Below are 17,032 nucleotides of genomic sequence, written 5' to 3'. Positions count from 1 at the left end.
AAAACTCCATTTTGAATAAAGATTGTTCAAAATGGAGTTAATTCTTTAAATTATGTTTTTGATTTTTATAGAAAAGTTTAATCATTTCTTGCGATTATTATTAAAAAAGCGCCTGTTAACTTAATAATCACTCTTATGCTTCGCAAAATAGGTTAGAAAAAGTATGACCACCTTCTAATTTAAAGGTGGTCTGTTTCATCATTGCGCAATTAATTCCGCTTCATCTATTTTTTCTAAATAGGATAATACATGCTTTACTGCCGCCTCACCTTGATCAATACAATCTGGAAGACCAGATCCAGCATAAGAACTACCTGCTAAATAAACACCCGGTAATTCTTTATCCATAAATGTTTTTAACTTTGTCATACGTTCTTTATGTCCCACTGTATATTGCGGCATTGCATCTTTCCAGCGGCTTACAACAGTAAAGTCTGGATCTGCCTTAATATCCATTGTTTTTTGCAAATCTTCTAATATAAATTGAACAATTTCTTCATCTGTTTGCTCTACGATTGCTTCATCACCAGGACGCCCAACGTAACAACGAAGAAGAACTTTTCCTTCTGGTGTTGTATGCGGCCACTTCTTATGTGTCCACGTACATGCTGTAATAGAAAAATCACTATTTCGAGATACAACGAAGCCCGTACCATCAATATCACGCTTGATTGCTTCTTTCGGAAAAGCGAGTGCAACATTCGCAACCGATGTTGATGGAATATTGCGGAAGAAGCGGAACTCTTTATACTGTGCAAACATAGATGGCAATACTTTATGAGACGCAGCAACAACGATGGAATCCGCCTCAATTTCTTTTCCATTACTTAGTGTAATATGATAACCATCACCCATTTTTGCAACTTTTTCAATGCGAGTGCCCTTCACAACAGTTCCATCTTCTAGCTGCTCTTCTATTTTTTCTACAATGGATTGTAAGCCTGTTTTTAATGTTAAAAAGATTCCTTTCGGCTTTACATCTTTTATTTTCTTCGGAGCCAACGTACGCATACCTAGTGAAATACTACGATATTTTTGCTCCACTTGATAAAATTGTGGGAACGTGGCCATTAAACTCATTTGATCAATATCCCCCGCATAAATTCCAGATAACAATGGTTCGATTAAGTTTTCAACCACTTCATTTCCTAGACGACGACGGAAAAATTGACCAAGTGATTGATCAGAAACAGGTTTTGAACGTGGCAATACAAAATCAAAACCTGCTCTTACTTTACCAATCGGAGAGAACAATCCTGAAAATAGAAACGGGGTAACTTGCGTTGGAATGCCCATCATAGATCCGCTCGGCATCTTATGTAATCGATTGTTCACGAGAACAAATGATTGACCAGTTGCATTGTTTACAAGCTCATCTCCAAGTTCGAGTTCTCTTGCTAGTCTAGCTGCACTCTCTTTTCTTTCTAAGAAAGAATCTGGACCACGCTCAATTGTAAATCCATCTTTTCGAACGGTTTGAATTTTCCCTCCAAGTTTACCCGATGCTTCTATTAACAATGTATCAATCGGCAATCCTTTTTCGCGAATTTCTTTTTGTAAGTAATACGCTGTTGTTAAACCTGTAATTCCACCACCGATGATAACAACTTTCTTCTTCAAAACGGCTCCTCCTTTCCCAAGGTATTAGGAAACATCCATTTGTTTCTTTAACACTACATCTGCTAAACAAGAAATAAATGAATCTGATGCATTTGGCATTTCTGGACGATAATACTTTGCTCCAATTTCTTCTGTAACGATTTTGCATTCAATATCATTGTCATATAACACTTCTAAATGTTCAGCTACAAATCCAACCGGTGCATATACAAATGAAGTGTAGTTATACTTTTCATGTAGCTCTCTCGTTAAATCTTGTACATCTGGCCCAATCCATGGGTCCGGTGTATTTCCAGCACTTTGCCAACCGACTGCATAATTTCGAACTTCCGCACCACGTGCAATATAATCAGCTGTTTCATTTAACTGTTCTGGGTAAGGATCACCTAACGCAATAATTTTCTCTGGTAAACTATGCGCAGACACGATTAACACTGCTTTTTCACGTTCTTCTTCTGTCATACCATCATATATTTTTTTCACTTCGTTTACCCAATACTCGATAAACTTCGGTTCTTTATACCAGCTATCGATACCATGAATTGTTAAGTTTCCAAGCTTATCTGCTTCTTCTTGCGCCCGGCCGACATAGGACTTTACGCTGAACGTAGAATAGTGCGGAGCAAGAACAAGGGCAATTGCCTCTTCAATCCCATCATTATGCATTTCTTTCACAGCATCCTCAATGAAAGGTTCTATATGTTTTAAGCCAAGATACATGTGGAATTCCACATGATCCTGCATTTCGTTTAAACGCTTTTCTACTTTTTTCGCTTGTTCTAATGTAATAGTAGCTAAAGGAGAAATACCACCAATCGCGCGATAGCGTTCCGTTAAGTCCTTCAGCATTTCTGGACTCGGCTTTCGCCCTCTGCGAATATGCGTATAGTACCGTTCAATATCTTCTTCTTTATACGGTGTGCCGTATGCCATTACAAGCAAACCAATTTTCTTTTTCATACACCTATTCTCCTTTACTTCGCTAACTGTTCTTTAGAATACTCATGAATAAATGTCGTCAAGCGTTTTAATGTATCTGGATTTACTTCTGGGAATACACCGTGACCTAAGTTAAATACATAACCAGGCTGCTTCATTCCTTGATCGAGAATCCCTTTTACATGCTCTCTGATAACGTCCCATGGTGCAAGTAAGAATGAAGGATCCATATTGCCTTGTACTGCTTTATGAATGCCGCGTGCACGCGCTTCTTCAATTGACAGGCGCCAATCAAGTCCGACTACATCAAGAGATAAGTCATTCCATTCATTTGCTAAATGTCCTGCTCCAACGCCGTGCATAATCATCGGAACGCCCATCGTGCGAACTTCCGTGAAAATACGCTCCATTGCAGGTTTAATAAACAAACGATAATCTGCTACATTCACTGTTCCAACCCAAGAATCAAAGACTTGCACTGCTTTTGCCCCTGCTTTGATCTGTGCCTTCAAATATGTAACTACCATATCTGCAAGCTTATCCATTAAAGCAAACCAAGCTTTCGGTTCTGCATACATAAACGCCTTCGTTTTGTGGTAATTACGAGAAGGTCCGCCTTCGATCATATAACTTGCTAATGTAAATGGTGCCCCTGAAAAGCCAATTAGCGGAACATCTAACATCTCGTTTGTTAATAAACGAATTGTATCTAATATGTATGGAACATCCTCTTCTGGATGAATTTCACCAAGTTTTTCTACGTCCTGTAAAGAACGAATTGGGTTATCAATAACCGGTCCAATCCCAGATTTAATTTCAACATCAACGCCAATTGCTGGAAGTGGTGACATAATATCTTTATAAAGAATTGCTGCGTCTACATTATATTGATCAACTGGAAGCTTTGTAACATATGCACATAACTCCGGATTGTGTGTAATTTCAAATAAAGAATACTTCTCTTTTATCTTTCTATACTCAGGTTGTGAACGCCCTGCTTGTCGCATATACCATGCTGGTATATATTCTGTTTGTTCCCCTTTACATGCTTTTAAAAATGTCTCATTTATATTTCTTACCAAAACCCTTGCTCCCTTCCTTACCTATACGAACCCTATCCTATTATTTATCTTTTTTTACTATACAGCTTGTAAAAACAAAATGCATAACATTATGTACGTTGTTCATGAAATTGACACAAACGCTCGTAAAACCGCTTACTATTTTCATAACATTCTTATTATATCACAAGCAAAAATTACGGTTTAGCTACTTTTGTCTTTTCTCCTTCTCGATTTGTTTGTGGATTGTACGGAACTACATAAAAGCTTGGTTTAGAGAATATGTTAATAAACTTTTCCTCATACTCACCAATCCCTTTTACCGTTCCAACGTGAATATGCTTCCCTTGTTCTACTTTATAGATTCTATATACAACTCGTTTATCGAGAAGTGGAGTCCAGTGTAATTTTGCAGTAAACAAGCTAAATGGACTAAAAGATAACTGTGCTTCCACGTTCTCAATTTTACTTAGGCGGATTGGTTTTCCAATTGTTTCGACACCTTTTGGCCGCTTGAAATTTGAATTATCTTGTACATTTGCCTTCGTTAAAATCTTTTTAAATAATTCTGTTGCAGATAGCTTTCCATCATAAAGTTGGTGTTCTTTATCCGTACGATCATACCCAATCCATACCGCGCCTACTAAACTCGGAGTATATCCAACAAACCAAATATCCCTAGCGCCTTCACTTTGATTAGGAAGTGACGTTGTACCCGTTTTCCCAGCTAATGCACCGTTATATACTCCCGCTCTCGCTGTTCCCTCTCTTACAACCCCTTCTAACATTTTTGTCATATACCATGCTGTTTGTTTTGAAAAAACTTTCGTTTCGTTTTTAGGTGATTCTCCAATCACCTTTCCGTGTCGATCGAGTACCTGTTCAATAACATGCGGCTCAATAATTTTTCCATTCGCTAAGAACGCACGGTACATCTTTACAAGTTCAAATGGAGAGACCCCTTCTTTAAGTCCGCCAAGTGCCGTACTTAAACCAGATTCTGCAATATGAATATTTCCCTTCTCTAAATATTGCTTCCCTTGCTCTACACCCATTTCATGTAATAAAGATACAGCCGGTACATTCGCCGATTCTAAGAGTGCATCATACATCGTTACTTCTTTTGAATACCTATGATTATAATTTCGTGGTTCATACCCTTCAAAAGATGTTTGCTCGTTTGTTAATAAAGAATACGGATTATATTTTTTCGTTTCCAGCGCTGGTGCATACACAATGAGCGGCTTTAAAACAGACCCTGGCTGTCTTTTCGCAAACACTCTATTAAATCCTCTTGGGACATACTCTCTTCCGCCAATTGCGGCTTTAATTCCTCCAGTTGCATTATCCATTAATAAAAAAGCACCTTGTGCCCCGTTTTCTTTACCTGGAAAATTTCGTGCATCTTGAAATTGATCATAAGCTACTTTTTGAATTTTTTCATCCATAGATACAATAAATGTATATCCTCCGCGAAGCACTTCTTGATGTGACAAACCATATAACTGTGCTGCTTCATCTACAACCATATCCACATACGGTATATAAGCAAGTTCTCGCTCATCTAAACTTTTATAAAGAGCAATTGTCTTTCCTTGGTAACGAACACTCTCCTCAGCTGATAAATATCCTTGTTTATGCATAAGAGATAAAACTAAATCACGGCGCTCTTTGTTCTTTTCTGGATATAAAAAGGGAGAATATCCATTCGGTGCTTTCGGAAGACCTGCAAGCATCGCCCCTTCTTCAACTGTTAATTTTTCTACATCTTTATTAAAATACAATTTCGCCGCTGCTTGAATCCCGTAAGCACCATGACCAAAATAAATATGATTCATATACATTTCAAGAAGCTGTTGCTTCGTATATTTATGTTCCAATTGAAGAGCGATTGCCACTTCTTTTAATTTACGTGTAAATGTTTTTTCATGAGTTAAAAAAACATTTTTAACTAACTGCTGCGTAATTGTACTTCCGCCTTCCACTTTCTCTCCTGCTAAAATGTCTTTATACAACGCGCGAAACACAGAAGGGTAATCGATTCCATAATGTTCATAAAATCTAGCGTCTTCTACAGCTATAAACGCCTCTGCTACATGTTTTGGAATTCGCTCAATTGGTACAAGCTCTCTATTTTCTACATATAACTTCGTAATTTCTTTTCCTCGCTGATCAACGATACGTGATGAAGAGTGGAAAACAAGCCGTTTTTCATCCATTATATAACCACCAGCTAACACAATCAGTTTATAGAATACAATCGCCACTACAAACACTGCTACGCCGCCCATTAGGCTCCACTTTATTTTCTTCATACATCGTCCTTCTTTCCAAATGATGGTATGTTTATTATTTGAAAAACGATTATCTTTATGTATATAATCTTCGAAGTTTTTTGTAAGAGTTGCTATAATGAAACTAAACTCATAAAGGGGGCATTACAATGAAAGCGATTATTTCATACGAAACACCTCTAGAACAACCACATTTCACTGCAAAGAATGATGAGAAAGATATGTTTTATAAAGAAAATACCGAGGAAACTGTAGAAGGATCACTTCAATATGACGTGCTAGATGCAGTCGGGGAATTTAAAGGACAACCTGGCTATATTGTGTGTAACAACATTTCTGTTACAGATGAAGGCCGTCCTGTTTTTGAAAATCGTTTTAAAAACCGTGCAGGACTGATTGAAAATGAGCCTGGTTTCCAAGCAATCCGCGTTCTTCGCCCATTAAGTAACGATACATACGTCATTATGACAATGTGGGAAAATGAACAAAACTTTAAAGATTGGACAGAGTCACGTTCTTTCGAAAATGCACATAAAAAACGCCCTGCACAAACAAATGCAGAGCCGCAAAAGAGCATTTTTTCAAGACCTTCTTTTGTGACTACTTTTGATGTGTTAGCTTAAACAAAAAAGCTGTAACTTCGATTGAGGAGAAGCTACAGCTTTTTTCTCTGTCTTCCACGAACTCATCGCTCTTTTATCTTGAAATACTTTCCACTTCATTTACGAATTGCTACATATTATCCCATGTCCCCAACATAAATTGCGGACTTCCTACTTTGAAGACCATATTCTATTAAGAACGGTATGATTGCTTTTGGATAAAGGTTTGTGTTTAAAAAGTCTTCTAGCGGCAACCATTCAAGTGCTAGTTGATCAGGATCAAATTCTGTCCCTTCCCCAAAAGAACGATCGTCATCCGGATACAGGCATTCAAAAAGATGAACAACGACATGAACATTACGATCCCACTCGGCATGTTCATGATTCTTTCCTATATACTCATCACTTACAAATAGCAATTCTCCTGCTTGTACTTTTAATCCAGTTTCCTCCAAACATTCTCTGACAACAGCTTCTTTTAAAGTTCCCCCCGGTTTTTGACCACCACCAGGTAGGATGTTCATAAAGTGAAACTTTAATCAGTGGGGTTTTTCTCCATCCCCCACGGATTATTAGTTGAACCAATCGGGCTTTTACGGACAGTTCATCTCCCACCTAACTTCCTTGCTTTCGCTGAATTTTGAGGTGGGAGTGTTACTGTCCGTTAATGCGGGATAAACTTGTTATAGTCATATTTCTTAATCGTTAATATTTGGTTGTCTCTAATTATAATCGCCTGCACTGAACTTCTAATTTTCACCTATCTCTTCCCCCTTTCACAATACTTGCGTCAAAAGCACTTCTATCTTAAAAATGACCATAAAATACATGCAATAACATACAAGAAACCCGAATAATAGAATTTTTGAATTATCCACTATCCGGGTTATATATCTAACTTTTTTATTTTTTCTTATACCATTCATGAATACGGGCTACATCCTCTTCACGCACATGCTTCAATTCATAATGACGTCCCGCAACACTGCAAGCTACTGCTACAATATACGTATACAATCTATCTTTTCGTTGAAAGTATGATTGCGTTTTTGTCATTGCTTGTACATGTCTTCTTTTCACAAATCCTGTATACTTTGCAATGCCCCTGTACACAAGCGTTAACTGATCAGATTTTATCGCATATCCACCCGTTTTATACTTGCCATATCCAAGAATCGTAAAGAACAAAAATAATGGCACTAATACAAATAAAGCACTATATTGCTGAAAATATACACTCGCTCCTATAATCGGTACTGCTACAGCTACAAAAATCATCCAACTCATAATGAGATAACGGCGTAATGCTGCTTTCGGTAAATGGACGATCTCCTCTTCCATTTCATAAGGCAAATCTAAATATGCCAGCAACTCTTGCACATCTTTTTTCTTCATGAGCGGGTGCAATATGACATTCATATTATTTGTATCTATGCTCTGAATGACTTCTACTTCAATAGAACAATACCCAAACGGTTGACGAAGGATTCCTTCTTTCATTGTCAATGCCTGAATCCGGTGCAGTTTTAACACAATCTCTTTCTTTTCAAGTAGCCCTTGTGAAATACGAATTTCATTTCCATTTCTCTGCACTGTAAAGTTCGCATGTTTTAAAGCATAACCAATTGTAGAAATGATCCATGAGATTACAATTAAAATAGCAACCATACATAACAAATCATACACACTATTGTCTTTCACATACGTTTCTACTTTTTCTATTAACCATTTCGGAAGAACGTTATCAAACTGTGTATAAAGGAAAATCAACCCAGAAAATAATAAACCGAACCGACCAGATGTAATAGATGCTAGCAAAATTTCTTTTGGCGTTAACTGATAGACAGTTGTATTTGTTTCTGACGGTAGGGTTTCCTCTTCTTTTAAAGTTTTCTTACTTTCTACTTTATTTAATAAGGCGATTAATTCTTTCGCTTGCTCTTCCTTAATTCCAGCTAACGTCACCTCTGGGTCCTTTCCGCCACCAGCCGTCTCAATTTTGAGCTTCGTTAACCCAAATAACTGATAGATGATATTTGAAGCTGTACTAATTGTTTGCACACGCTCTTTATTTAAATAGCTTTCTTTTTTGACAAATACCCCGTGTTTTATATGTAAAATATTATTTTCAATCCAATACACTTTAAAGTACCATTTCGCAAACGAAAATATGGCCAAAATCAACAAAAAACCTAGAATGAAAATGGGAAATAAGTACCAAGGCTCTACTTCATCTTTAGGACCAAATAAAACAATGATAATAAGGGGAAATAAAATAGAAATCCTTATATCAAATAATATAGTAATCGGATGTTGCCTCTTATACATCCTTATCACTCACTTTCGCAAGTTCCCCAATTTGTCGTTTCAACTGTTCTGCCTCTCTCTTTGTTAGTCCTGGAATACTATGAGAAGTCGCTGCCGTTGAAATTTGTAATTCTGCTAGTTCATATTTTCTCATAATCGGCCCTTGTTCAATCGTCACATGCTGAACACGAATCATTGGAACTAACACACGCTTTACAACAAACATCCCTTTTTGAATTTCAATCTCTTCTTCATCTAATCGATAGCTATAATAACGCTGACGTAGTTTCGGAAAGATAAAATAGTCTAGTGGCGTATATATAATCGTGGCAACGACCAATATACTAAACAACCAACCCCACCAATTAAACTTGATCATAAAAAAGAGATATGCTAAAACAATACTTACAAGTACCCCTGCACCAATTAATGTATGGATCTTCCACACCTTAACCATATTCGAATGAATTTCATTTTCTAATGGCTGCATTTGATCACTCCAAATTTAGAAATCTATTAAATATGTATACTTTGTAATATGCCATAATCATACAATACAAAACAAGGAAGAATAGACATTTTTTGTAAAAATAAAACTTGTTATTTTCTGAATATGTAGAATACAACCAACAATAGATTAGATTTACGTATTTTACTTTTCCAGTCATTGAATATTTCCCTGGATTTGAGTCAATATATTTATGATAGAACTGAACCTTTTAACTACATTACACTATTATTAATGTGCATATTAAATTATAAGTATGTAGTCAACCGTTGAAAGTAAACTTTTAATAATAGATAAAAATACTTTGTTATCCATATCATCCGTAAACATAAATATCCAATAAAGATATTTAATTACAAATATCTTTATTTAATTTATAATTATATTTAGAAAATAGAATAGGAAGGTCTTGGTGATATGTTAGGTATTGATGTTATAAAAACAACAGAGGAACTAATTATTAAATGGCAATTAGCAAAGGTTAGTATTCCATTAAATGAAATTATTGAAGTTACTGAAGATGATACTTATGCTGGTATTGAAAAAGCTGATGCGATTCGAATAGGAACAGCATATGGCACAAGTGATCGCATTTTAATTAAAACTAAAAAACAGAATTATATATTATTTACCACTAATAAGGTTTCAATTTTAAATAAAATAAACGCTTAATTACTTAATGATTTAACATGATTTTTTAGAAAAAAAGGCGACTAATGTAAAGTCGTCTTTTTTTCTTCTTATAATAAATATGAAAGTAAACCTCTTATTATTAGTTTACTTTCAAATCCTCTGATATCCTCAAAATCAACAATAAAAGTATACATTCAAAACAATATAAATAAAGGGATTAAATCCCATGCAAGCAAAAAAACGAGTATCTCATCACTATTGAGATACTCATCAAAGAAAGCATAAATTAACTAGTAGTATTTAGCTCCTTACTGTATTTCTTTACAAAAAACGCCATTATTAACGTAATAATTCCTATACTTAAACCAAGTAATTGATCTAACGAAATTACATCACGAAAAATCCAACGTATAATAAATCCCATACCAAATACTAATACAAGTAAAAAACCAAAATATCTTAGTCCTCCATATACGTCTTCCATACCCACACCCCTTTTAACTTCACAACTAAATTATACCATATTGTAGAATTCAAGTAAGGGTATCTAAATCAGTTCACATAACCCCACTTATCAGTAGCAAAAAAGAATTCAAAGATCGGATTCTTTTTTATTTTACTTATATATGACGGGACCCCTATATATGCTATAAAACAATAATCTGTGAAAATTGAATATTTTAATATTGAAAACTATGAATGTTTTTTTCACAACATAAACATTCATACAATAAAAAGGCACCTTTTTAACTTTACTTATTGTACACCATATTGAATATAACTCGCATCATAATAAATCCATTCATTTGTTCCTAAACAAAGCCAGCCATCTTGTTCACCCCATACTCGATACGCTTCTCCATGATGTAATTGACGTATAATATTCCCGCTTAGCGATGGTACATCTCGTAAATTCACGTTATCTCCAGTGATAGTAGCAACGTAATGTTTATACTGAATATAACTAGGATCATCGTAAACCCATTCATTGGTCCCTAAACAAAGCCAATTATTTTGTTCACCCCATACTACATACTCTTCTCCATGGTTCAATTGACGGATCACACTTGCTTGTAAAGATGGACCACTTCGTAAATTCACATTATTTCCATTAATGACAGCAATTCCATATACCGATGTTGCGTTGCCAGATGATGATCCACCATCCTTTAATGCATCTAAAGAAATAGCCGCTGATACATCACAATTCCCTACCCCTGAAATATAACCAGAATCTGTATATTGCCAAGCTGTCCATTTTGTCCACCCACCACAATCAACAGGTGGAGTATTGGAATATCTTGCAACCCAAAGTGGCACATCACTTAGTCCACTAATCCCAAATTCAGTGATATACCAAACACCTGTATATAACATTACATTTTTCCCAGTAGCTTGTTTCACATAATTAATAAAATCTCTTGCCCACTTGGATAGAAATGCTCCGGTTATGTTACTTGTATTTGAATTTGTTGGAGATTCAAAATCTAAAACTGGTATAAGATCCGTTTGATTTTCTTGTAAAATACTAACAAAATACTTCGCCTCGGAAATCGCATCATTTTGATCCGGGTGGGCAAAATGATAAGCTCCTATCAATACACCAGCACTTCTCGCTGCTTGTACATTTTGAACGAAAATAGGATCTGTATAACCCACACCTTCCGTTGCTTTCGCATACGCTGCTGGAATCCCTGAGGTTTTAACAGCATTCCAATCAATAGTCCCTTCCCAATGCGATACATCAATAAACTTAGTATCTGAACTTGATCTATTTTGCATACCATATTCTCCTATCAAAAATATTTTTCTTCCATATATGGTATGTACGATTTTAACGGACGGACACTATCACATTCTCATCAATTTTTCCTCAAGAATATCACAAAAAGAATCTTATTTTTTATCTCATTTCGAAAGTAAACTTTAGTATGTTAGTTTACAATTAATAAAAAAGTTTAATCAAAACCCAATTGGTTTTTTTGAAGTAATGAAATATCGCGTCTTTCTTCAAAACATCGTGACTTTATTTCAAACCCACACAAGAAAAATTAAATTACCTGTGCACTAAAAAGTATAGCGAACAGGTAATCTAGGTGTTTTGATGTTTGTTCCATTTTCAGAACTCACTTCACTAAGAGGGATGAGGCTGATTACGAGTGCCCTGCATCAATGTTTGTATTTTGAATCCCGATTTTTCCTGATTTAATCTTGCTCCGGAACAGTGCAAAGTATACAAGAGTTCCCGTTAAAAATAGTGTTCCGCCTACAATTGCTACTTCATGGAACATATCAGGGATGGTCAATATCCCCATTTCGAACACGAGCCATATTAAAGCACCGTACGTGACAGGTGCTCTCCATTTCCCTAAATTAAATGCCTCTGCGTCAGGTAAATCTTTTCTACGCAAATAGTAAGCCAAAACTGTTATGAAGTATAAAGCTGTAAGAACAACGGATGTTGATCCGACTAGCAAAGTCAAAGAATCAGAGAATAGGCTCGCTATAATATCGAGCACTAATACAAGCACAATTGCATTTACCGGTACGGATGTTCTTGGGTTTACCTTTTTAAAATAACGCGAAGCAAAAAACACATCATCCCGCGCCATTGCATAAATGATACGGGAAGCAGAAGCCATTCCGATTAAGCCACATGCGAAAATGGAAATGATAACAAGAAGCATAAACAAAGTGCCAATGAATTGGCCGAGCTTTGTTTTAATAATAAGTGGAAGCGGGTTGACAGAAGCTGTCACATCGGCTAAATCTGAAATGGAAATTGTAACAGTAAAAAGAAAAGCAAATCCAATGATACCGCCAATCAGCAATGCGAAAAATACAGCACGCGGTACATTTTTGCTCGCGTCAATTGTTTCTTCCGAAAGATTCGCCGCGGCTTCAAAGCCGACCATGGTCCACGACCCCATCAGCATAGCGATCACAAAGCCACCAAGGTACGTACCGCTTTTTTGCTCGCCAATATTTGTTAGCATATCCCAATTCGGAGTTGTGAATAGCGCAACGATAGCAAGAATGACAAGAATGCCTACCATACCGATTACTTCGGTATATACTGCAATGTCATTGAGACGGGAAGCCAGTTTTACGCCGAAAATGTTGAGGACAGCCTGTAGCAGTAAGGTTGCGAGTACAATATACAAAAGGGTCTTCCCACCGATATTCCAGCCGAACACATCCGCAATGAGTGGAGCCAGGCCAAAATCGACGGCAGGAATGACAATGACAAAAAAGCAAAATCCGAGCCAGCCGGAAAACCATCCTAATCCTTGATTTGCCAGCCGCGTCACCCATTGATACGAGTAGCCGCTGAGTGGCATCCTCCCTGCCAATTCAGCAATAACAAGAGCGACAAGCAAGTGACCTGCTAATACGATTGGCCACGTCCAAATACCTGCGGGCCCCGCATTGTTTAAAACAAACCCAAAATTCGTGAAAATGCCCGTTGTGATGGACATAAATGAAAACGCGACTGCAAAGGAGCTAAAAAATTTTAAAGACCTCTTTAACTCTTGCTTGTAGTGATATTGCTGCATGTTATTCGTTTCCTGCTTGACTTTTGTGTGCATAAAAAGCCTCCTTCCACTTTTCCTGTACGTTGTATATCTTCTTAGCTTGTTTCCATCCTTTCTCTTTTTTATTTTGAAAATTCAGTCTTCTTAGAGCGATTTCATTCACTCTCCTCTATTGCAAGTACCATACCAATTATACAATTTGCGTCATGCTTGGATTTTGCAAGCTTTTCACTGTTTAAAATGTTGCCCCAATATGAAATTTTGAATAGTTTATTCAAGATTTCATATTCCGTCGGGGACTGATTTTCTGTTTTAAAGATATACAAAAAAAGAAAAAGCTAGATCCAGACTAGCTTTTTTACATAATCAGCGTTATTGGTATTCAATTAAAACAAATACTACTACTCAACCATCTACAATTCCCATATAATTGAAATATCCTATGTATAGAGGTGAAATTATGGATTCTTCTTCGTTTTACTCTATTGTGATCATAGTTGCTGCGTTGGTCTTATGGCGTAGAATCAGGGCAATGCATCATCCTATTAAAGGAAACGGAACCCGTCTTCTCTTACCCATACTATTTTTGTTAATACCCTGCATTCCCATCATCTTAAATCCAAAAGCACATGCCGCTGGCTGGGAATGGATTTGTGCAGTTATCTTTGGGTGCCTTTTGTCAATTCCACTTATTTGGACCAATAACTATGAACTCCGATCCGATCAGCATATTTATGCTGTAAGAAACAAGAGCTTTATCATTACCTTTCTCATCATACTTATTATCCGATTTTTACTTCGTGATTATTTAAAATGGCTAGGTCCAGAAACAGAAGCAGCACTATTTATGACTGTAGCGCTGGGGTATATCTTACCTTGGAGAATTATCTCTTTCATCAAATTTCGTCAACTATACAAAAGTCGAATCCAAACTAACGACAACATTGACTTCCGATAACCCCACTTATCAGCAGTCAATGTATCTCGAAACCTATAAAAAAAGTCCCTACAGAATATCTGAAGGGGCTTTTTACTCACATAATCATCATTATCAATAACAAAGTAAGGCTCACTTTTTATCTATGACTCCTAAACAGAAGTAATCATTACCGTACCCGATAAACGAAATTATAGGTAGTTAGTTACACCATTCTTATTCATTTCATACAATATACATTGGTTAAATGACTACTCTTTTATAAAAGGAGGTGCAACAAATGATGCCTTATTCTGGTATGCCGTCTCAAATGTATTCGGGACGGATGGTGTCTACAGACAGTCAAATACCTCAAATGGTACCCAGTCCCTGTTGTTGCAAGGCAAACAGCTCGTAATCAAATTGAAATAACTTATGACCAGCCTACTGATTTAGAATCTGCAATAAATGTAAGAAATTACTGGATTAGAAATAATCTAGATAGACCAGCAGTTGGAGAGCTTGTGGAGATAAAAAAGTAAGTTCAGCTGATACCTCATGCAAAAAAACACCGTCTTTTCTGTTCGTTCCCTATAAAGATTCTACTCTTACAAACACAATTAACACAGTTCAAATAAATTGAACTGCGCTACTAAAGTTGTTTAATATTGTTTAACCTAATCCCATTTTGAACAATCGAATTACAGCATTTTATATATCTCAATTAAGTTATCGTCAGGGTCACGAAAATGTGCAACACGCGCTCGCCATTCCTCACGATCATGCGGTTCATTAACAAATTCAATTCCTTTTTCTTTGAAACGGTTATAAGTCTGATCGACATCTTCAACTTCAAATTGAAGCAAGAATTTTGATTGGGACCCAGCTTCTAAAGGCTTATTTCCTTCTCCGACCAATTCGGCCATCACGTTTCGAGATACAAGCTCAATTTTCGTTTCTCCATTATTGAAAAGCGCATATTCCATGTTTTCCTCGTACCAACTCACTGGAAATTCCAATAGATCTCTGTAAAACACGGCACTTTCCTTAAAATCTTTGACCAAAAGTCTTATTTGCAACAACTTCAAATCAATCATCTCCTAAAAAATACTATTGAAGAGCCAACACCATCGTCATTCATTGAACATTTCGTTACTGATTCCAATATCCCTTCATGTTTCATGTAATTATCCTGCTGTGTTATCTGTATAACAAATGAAACAACATTGTTATCATTCAACACTTTCTATCGTGATACAGAAAGAATATTCTCTATATGGTTAAGTTTTGAGATTAAAGCTTTAGAAAATAGAATAAGGAAGCACTCTTCATCAATTAAAGTTGCTTCCTACCTTCCAATGTACTATCAAATGCAGTTGTCTAGAACTACAATATATATTCGTTAAGATTAGACTTCTTAAGTGTAGCCCCAATAGTCGCTACTATCGTGAAAATTGAATCACTATATATTCTATGTTTAACTAGTTTTATTGATATGTAATATTAAATATTTATTTTGGTTTTGCAACGCCCTCTACGTGAATACATGTACTTTTTCATACGGATATTACTCACCTTTATAGGCTCATCATATCCGTATGTCTAAGCAAATGTATTAAAGTTTTTGTACCAAAAGATACAGTTTAACGTTTGATGGCTTTTAAAATGTCCTGGTATTTCCATGATTTCGAGCTACCTGACTGGATTTTATTTGCTAATTCATTCGTGTAATTTGTTGTTGCTGCCGCAAATTTATTACGATCCCACTGGTGATCTTGAGCGATTTGTGCATCAGACAGATTATAGTATGAATAAGTTACTCGTCCTTGCACATCTGGAATTGGATCATCAAAAGTTGTATCAAGATGGTACCATTTCCCTTCAATTTTCACTTGATTCCAAGCATGTGGTTGTCCATTTCCAGTTCCTGTTACAATATGATTTTCTATTCCAGCCTCTTTTAACAATTGATATGTTAATAATGCATATCCTTGACAGACAGCAGAACGGTTTGCTAAAGCTTCATACGCTGTATAAGCTTGGAAAGAAGTATCATAAGAGACATGTTTTACAACATAATCATGAATTGCTTTTACTTTCTCGTGTTCATCCATACCAGCTTGAACAATGGAATTGATAATTGATTTCGCTTGTGTCTTTACATAGTTCGTTTGTTCTTTGGATTCACGGTATGTAATCTTTAATGTAAACGTGTAATTTCCTGGAATACCACGAATAGAGTATTGCGTATTTGCGATATTATAATTTAAGTATTCGTTAGATTCGACTGCCTTGTCGTATTCTTTAACAAGTGTATCCATAACTTCATTAATATTAGAGTTTTTGGATTTGTATGTCATTGTTATATTTTCTTCTTGATTATTAATATGCTTTTTTATTTCATTTTGAAATGCGTCTAATAGTTGCCCGTCAGGTCGTGAAACGTTATTTGCATTTTCAGCGTTTGGATTCCAAACACCATTACTTTCAAAGTAATACTTTTTACCATTATCTTGGATCCAGCCTGTTTGCATTGCTCCGCTTCCACTAAAGTAGTACCATGCTCCATTAATTGACTGCCAACCTGTTTGCATTGCTCCACTTCCGTTGAAGTAA

The 17,032-nt window shown here is 36.1% G+C and carries 15 protein-coding genes; 3 read left to right on the top strand and 12 right to left on the bottom strand.

What is annotated here, in order from left to right:
• Window positions 1-198: 198 nt before the first annotated feature.
• From hemY to BPMYX0001_RS04810, 4 genes are all read right to left on the bottom strand, one after another.
• Entirely contained in the window at window positions 199-1,620 is a 1,422-nt protein-coding gene (hemY, locus tag BPMYX0001_RS04825) for a protoporphyrinogen oxidase (protein WP_006093871.1), read from the bottom strand.
• Window positions 1,621-1,644: 24 nt separating this feature from the next.
• Window positions 1,645-2,580 carry a ferrochelatase gene (gene hemH / locus BPMYX0001_RS04820; protein WP_006093870.1) on the bottom strand — a complete coding sequence of 312 codons (936 nt, stop codon included), beginning with the start codon at window positions 2,578-2,580 and terminating at the stop codon, window positions 1,645-1,647.
• 14 nt (window positions 2,581-2,594) lie between these two features.
• Window positions 2,595-3,641: a uroporphyrinogen decarboxylase gene (hemE, locus tag BPMYX0001_RS04815; RefSeq protein ID WP_003195782.1), complete on the bottom strand. Its 1,047-nt coding sequence runs from the start codon at window positions 3,639-3,641 to the stop codon at window positions 2,595-2,597.
• 176 nt (window positions 3,642-3,817) lie between these two features.
• A complete protein-coding gene (locus BPMYX0001_RS04810) occupies window positions 3,818-5,935 on the bottom strand; it encodes a transglycosylase domain-containing protein (protein ID WP_029427581.1) in 2,118 nt (705 codons plus the stop codon).
• Window positions 5,936-6,063: 128 nt separating this feature from the next.
• Here BPMYX0001_RS04810 and BPMYX0001_RS04805 point away from each other — a divergent pair, with 128 nt between their 5' ends.
• Window positions 6,064-6,537 (top strand): antibiotic biosynthesis monooxygenase family protein, encoded by a 474-nt coding sequence (locus tag BPMYX0001_RS04805; RefSeq protein WP_006093868.1) that lies wholly within the window; start codon window positions 6,064-6,066, stop codon window positions 6,535-6,537.
• A gap of 116 nt (window positions 6,538-6,653) precedes the next feature.
• Here BPMYX0001_RS04805 and BPMYX0001_RS04800 read toward each other — a convergent pair whose 3' ends face one another.
• From BPMYX0001_RS04800 to BPMYX0001_RS04790, 3 genes are all read right to left on the bottom strand, one after another.
• Window positions 6,654-7,040, bottom strand: a complete 387-nt coding sequence (locus BPMYX0001_RS04800) for an NUDIX domain-containing protein (RefSeq protein WP_006093867.1) — start codon at window positions 7,038-7,040, stop codon at window positions 6,654-6,656.
• 379 nt (window positions 7,041-7,419) lie between these two features.
• The gene (locus BPMYX0001_RS04795) at window positions 7,420-8,844 is read right to left on the bottom strand and encodes a PH domain-containing protein (RefSeq protein WP_033798707.1); all 1,425 of its coding nucleotides are present in this window, start codon (window positions 8,842-8,844) and stop codon (window positions 7,420-7,422) included.
• Window positions 8,837-9,313 (bottom strand): PH domain-containing protein, encoded by a 477-nt coding sequence (locus tag BPMYX0001_RS04790; RefSeq protein WP_006093865.1) that lies wholly within the window; start codon window positions 9,311-9,313, stop codon window positions 8,837-8,839. The genes BPMYX0001_RS04795 and BPMYX0001_RS04790 overlap by 8 nt, the downstream gene beginning before the upstream one ends.
• Before the next feature lie 435 nt (window positions 9,314-9,748).
• Here BPMYX0001_RS04790 and BPMYX0001_RS04785 point away from each other — a divergent pair, with 435 nt between their 5' ends.
• Window positions 9,749-10,003 (top strand): SunI/YnzG family protein, encoded by a 255-nt coding sequence (locus BPMYX0001_RS04785; RefSeq protein WP_006093864.1) that lies wholly within the window; start codon window positions 9,749-9,751, stop codon window positions 10,001-10,003.
• 247 nt (window positions 10,004-10,250) lie between these two features.
• On the opposite strand, the gene BPMYX0001_RS04780 is transcribed toward BPMYX0001_RS04785, so the two are convergent.
• The 3 genes from BPMYX0001_RS04780 to BPMYX0001_RS04770 all read right to left on the bottom strand — a co-directional run bounded on the left by BPMYX0001_RS04780 (window position 10,251) and on the right by BPMYX0001_RS04770 (window position 13,554).
• Entirely contained in the window at window positions 10,251-10,448 is a 198-nt protein-coding gene (locus BPMYX0001_RS04780; RefSeq protein WP_018766616.1) for a hypothetical protein, read from the bottom strand.
• Between the two features lie 272 nt (window positions 10,449-10,720).
• Window positions 10,721-11,746, bottom strand: coding sequence for a GH25 family lysozyme (locus tag BPMYX0001_RS04775; protein WP_033798706.1), 1,026 nt, complete (start codon window positions 11,744-11,746; stop codon window positions 10,721-10,723).
• Between the two features lie 371 nt (window positions 11,747-12,117).
• Window positions 12,118-13,554: an amino acid permease gene (locus BPMYX0001_RS04770; protein ID WP_033798705.1), complete on the bottom strand. Its 1,437-nt coding sequence runs from the start codon at window positions 13,552-13,554 to the stop codon at window positions 12,118-12,120.
• Window positions 13,555-13,960: 406 nt separating this feature from the next.
• Between BPMYX0001_RS04770 and BPMYX0001_RS04765 the strand changes: the two genes are divergently transcribed.
• The gene (locus BPMYX0001_RS04765; RefSeq protein WP_033798704.1) at window positions 13,961-14,458 is read left to right on the top strand and encodes a CcdC protein domain-containing protein; all 498 of its coding nucleotides are present in this window, start codon (window positions 13,961-13,963) and stop codon (window positions 14,456-14,458) included.
• A 659-nt stretch (window positions 14,459-15,117) separates the two neighbouring features.
• Here BPMYX0001_RS04765 and BPMYX0001_RS04760 read toward each other — a convergent pair.
• The gene (locus BPMYX0001_RS04760; protein WP_033798703.1) at window positions 15,118-15,504 is read right to left on the bottom strand and encodes a VOC family protein; all 387 of its coding nucleotides are present in this window, start codon (window positions 15,502-15,504) and stop codon (window positions 15,118-15,120) included.
• Between the two features lie 555 nt (window positions 15,505-16,059).
• A partial coding sequence (locus BPMYX0001_RS04755) for a transglutaminase domain-containing protein (protein WP_279626204.1) occupies window positions 16,060-17,032 on the bottom strand: 973 nt, incomplete at its 5' end.

This window comes from Bacillus pseudomycoides DSM 12442 (assembly GCF_000161455.1).
Classification (GTDB): Bacteria; Bacillota; Bacilli; order Bacillales; family Bacillaceae_G; genus Bacillus_A; species Bacillus_A pseudomycoides.
This window is presented reverse-complemented; position numbering and strand designations above follow the sequence as displayed.

What these genes read in the sequence shown, in the direction of transcription:
- BPMYX0001_RS04765 (WP_033798704.1), top strand. Translation starts at nt 13,961, where the DNA reads ATGGATTCTTCTTCGTTTTACTCTATTGTGATCATAGTTGCTGCGTTG.
- BPMYX0001_RS04800 (WP_006093867.1), bottom strand. Translation starts at nt 7,040, where the DNA reads ATGAACATCCTACCTGGTGGTGGTCAAAAACCGGGGGGAACTTTAAAA.
- BPMYX0001_RS04790 (WP_006093865.1), bottom strand. Translation starts at nt 9,313, where the DNA reads ATGCAGCCATTAGAAAATGAAATTCATTCGAATATGGTTAAGGTGTGG.
- BPMYX0001_RS04785 (WP_006093864.1), top strand. Translation starts at nt 9,749, where the DNA reads ATGTTAGGTATTGATGTTATAAAAACAACAGAGGAACTAATTATTAAA.
- hemH (WP_006093870.1), bottom strand. Translation starts at nt 2,580, where the DNA reads ATGAAAAAGAAAATTGGTTTGCTTGTAATGGCATACGGCACACCGTAT.
- BPMYX0001_RS04795 (WP_033798707.1), bottom strand. Translation starts at nt 8,844, where the DNA reads ATGTATAAGAGGCAACATCCGATTACTATATTATTTGATATAAGGATT.
- BPMYX0001_RS04780 (WP_018766616.1), bottom strand. Translation starts at nt 10,448, where the DNA reads ATGGAAGACGTATATGGAGGACTAAGATATTTTGGTTTTTTACTTGTA.
- BPMYX0001_RS04775 (WP_033798706.1), bottom strand. Translation starts at nt 11,746, where the DNA reads ATGCAAAATAGATCAAGTTCAGATACTAAGTTTATTGATGTATCGCAT.
- BPMYX0001_RS04810 (WP_029427581.1), bottom strand. Translation starts at nt 5,935, where the DNA reads ATGAAGAAAATAAAGTGGAGCCTAATGGGCGGCGTAGCAGTGTTTGTA.
- BPMYX0001_RS04770 (WP_033798705.1), bottom strand. Translation starts at nt 13,554, where the DNA reads ATGCACACAAAAGTCAAGCAGGAAACGAATAACATGCAGCAATATCAC.
- BPMYX0001_RS04805 (WP_006093868.1), top strand. Translation starts at nt 6,064, where the DNA reads ATGAAAGCGATTATTTCATACGAAACACCTCTAGAACAACCACATTTC.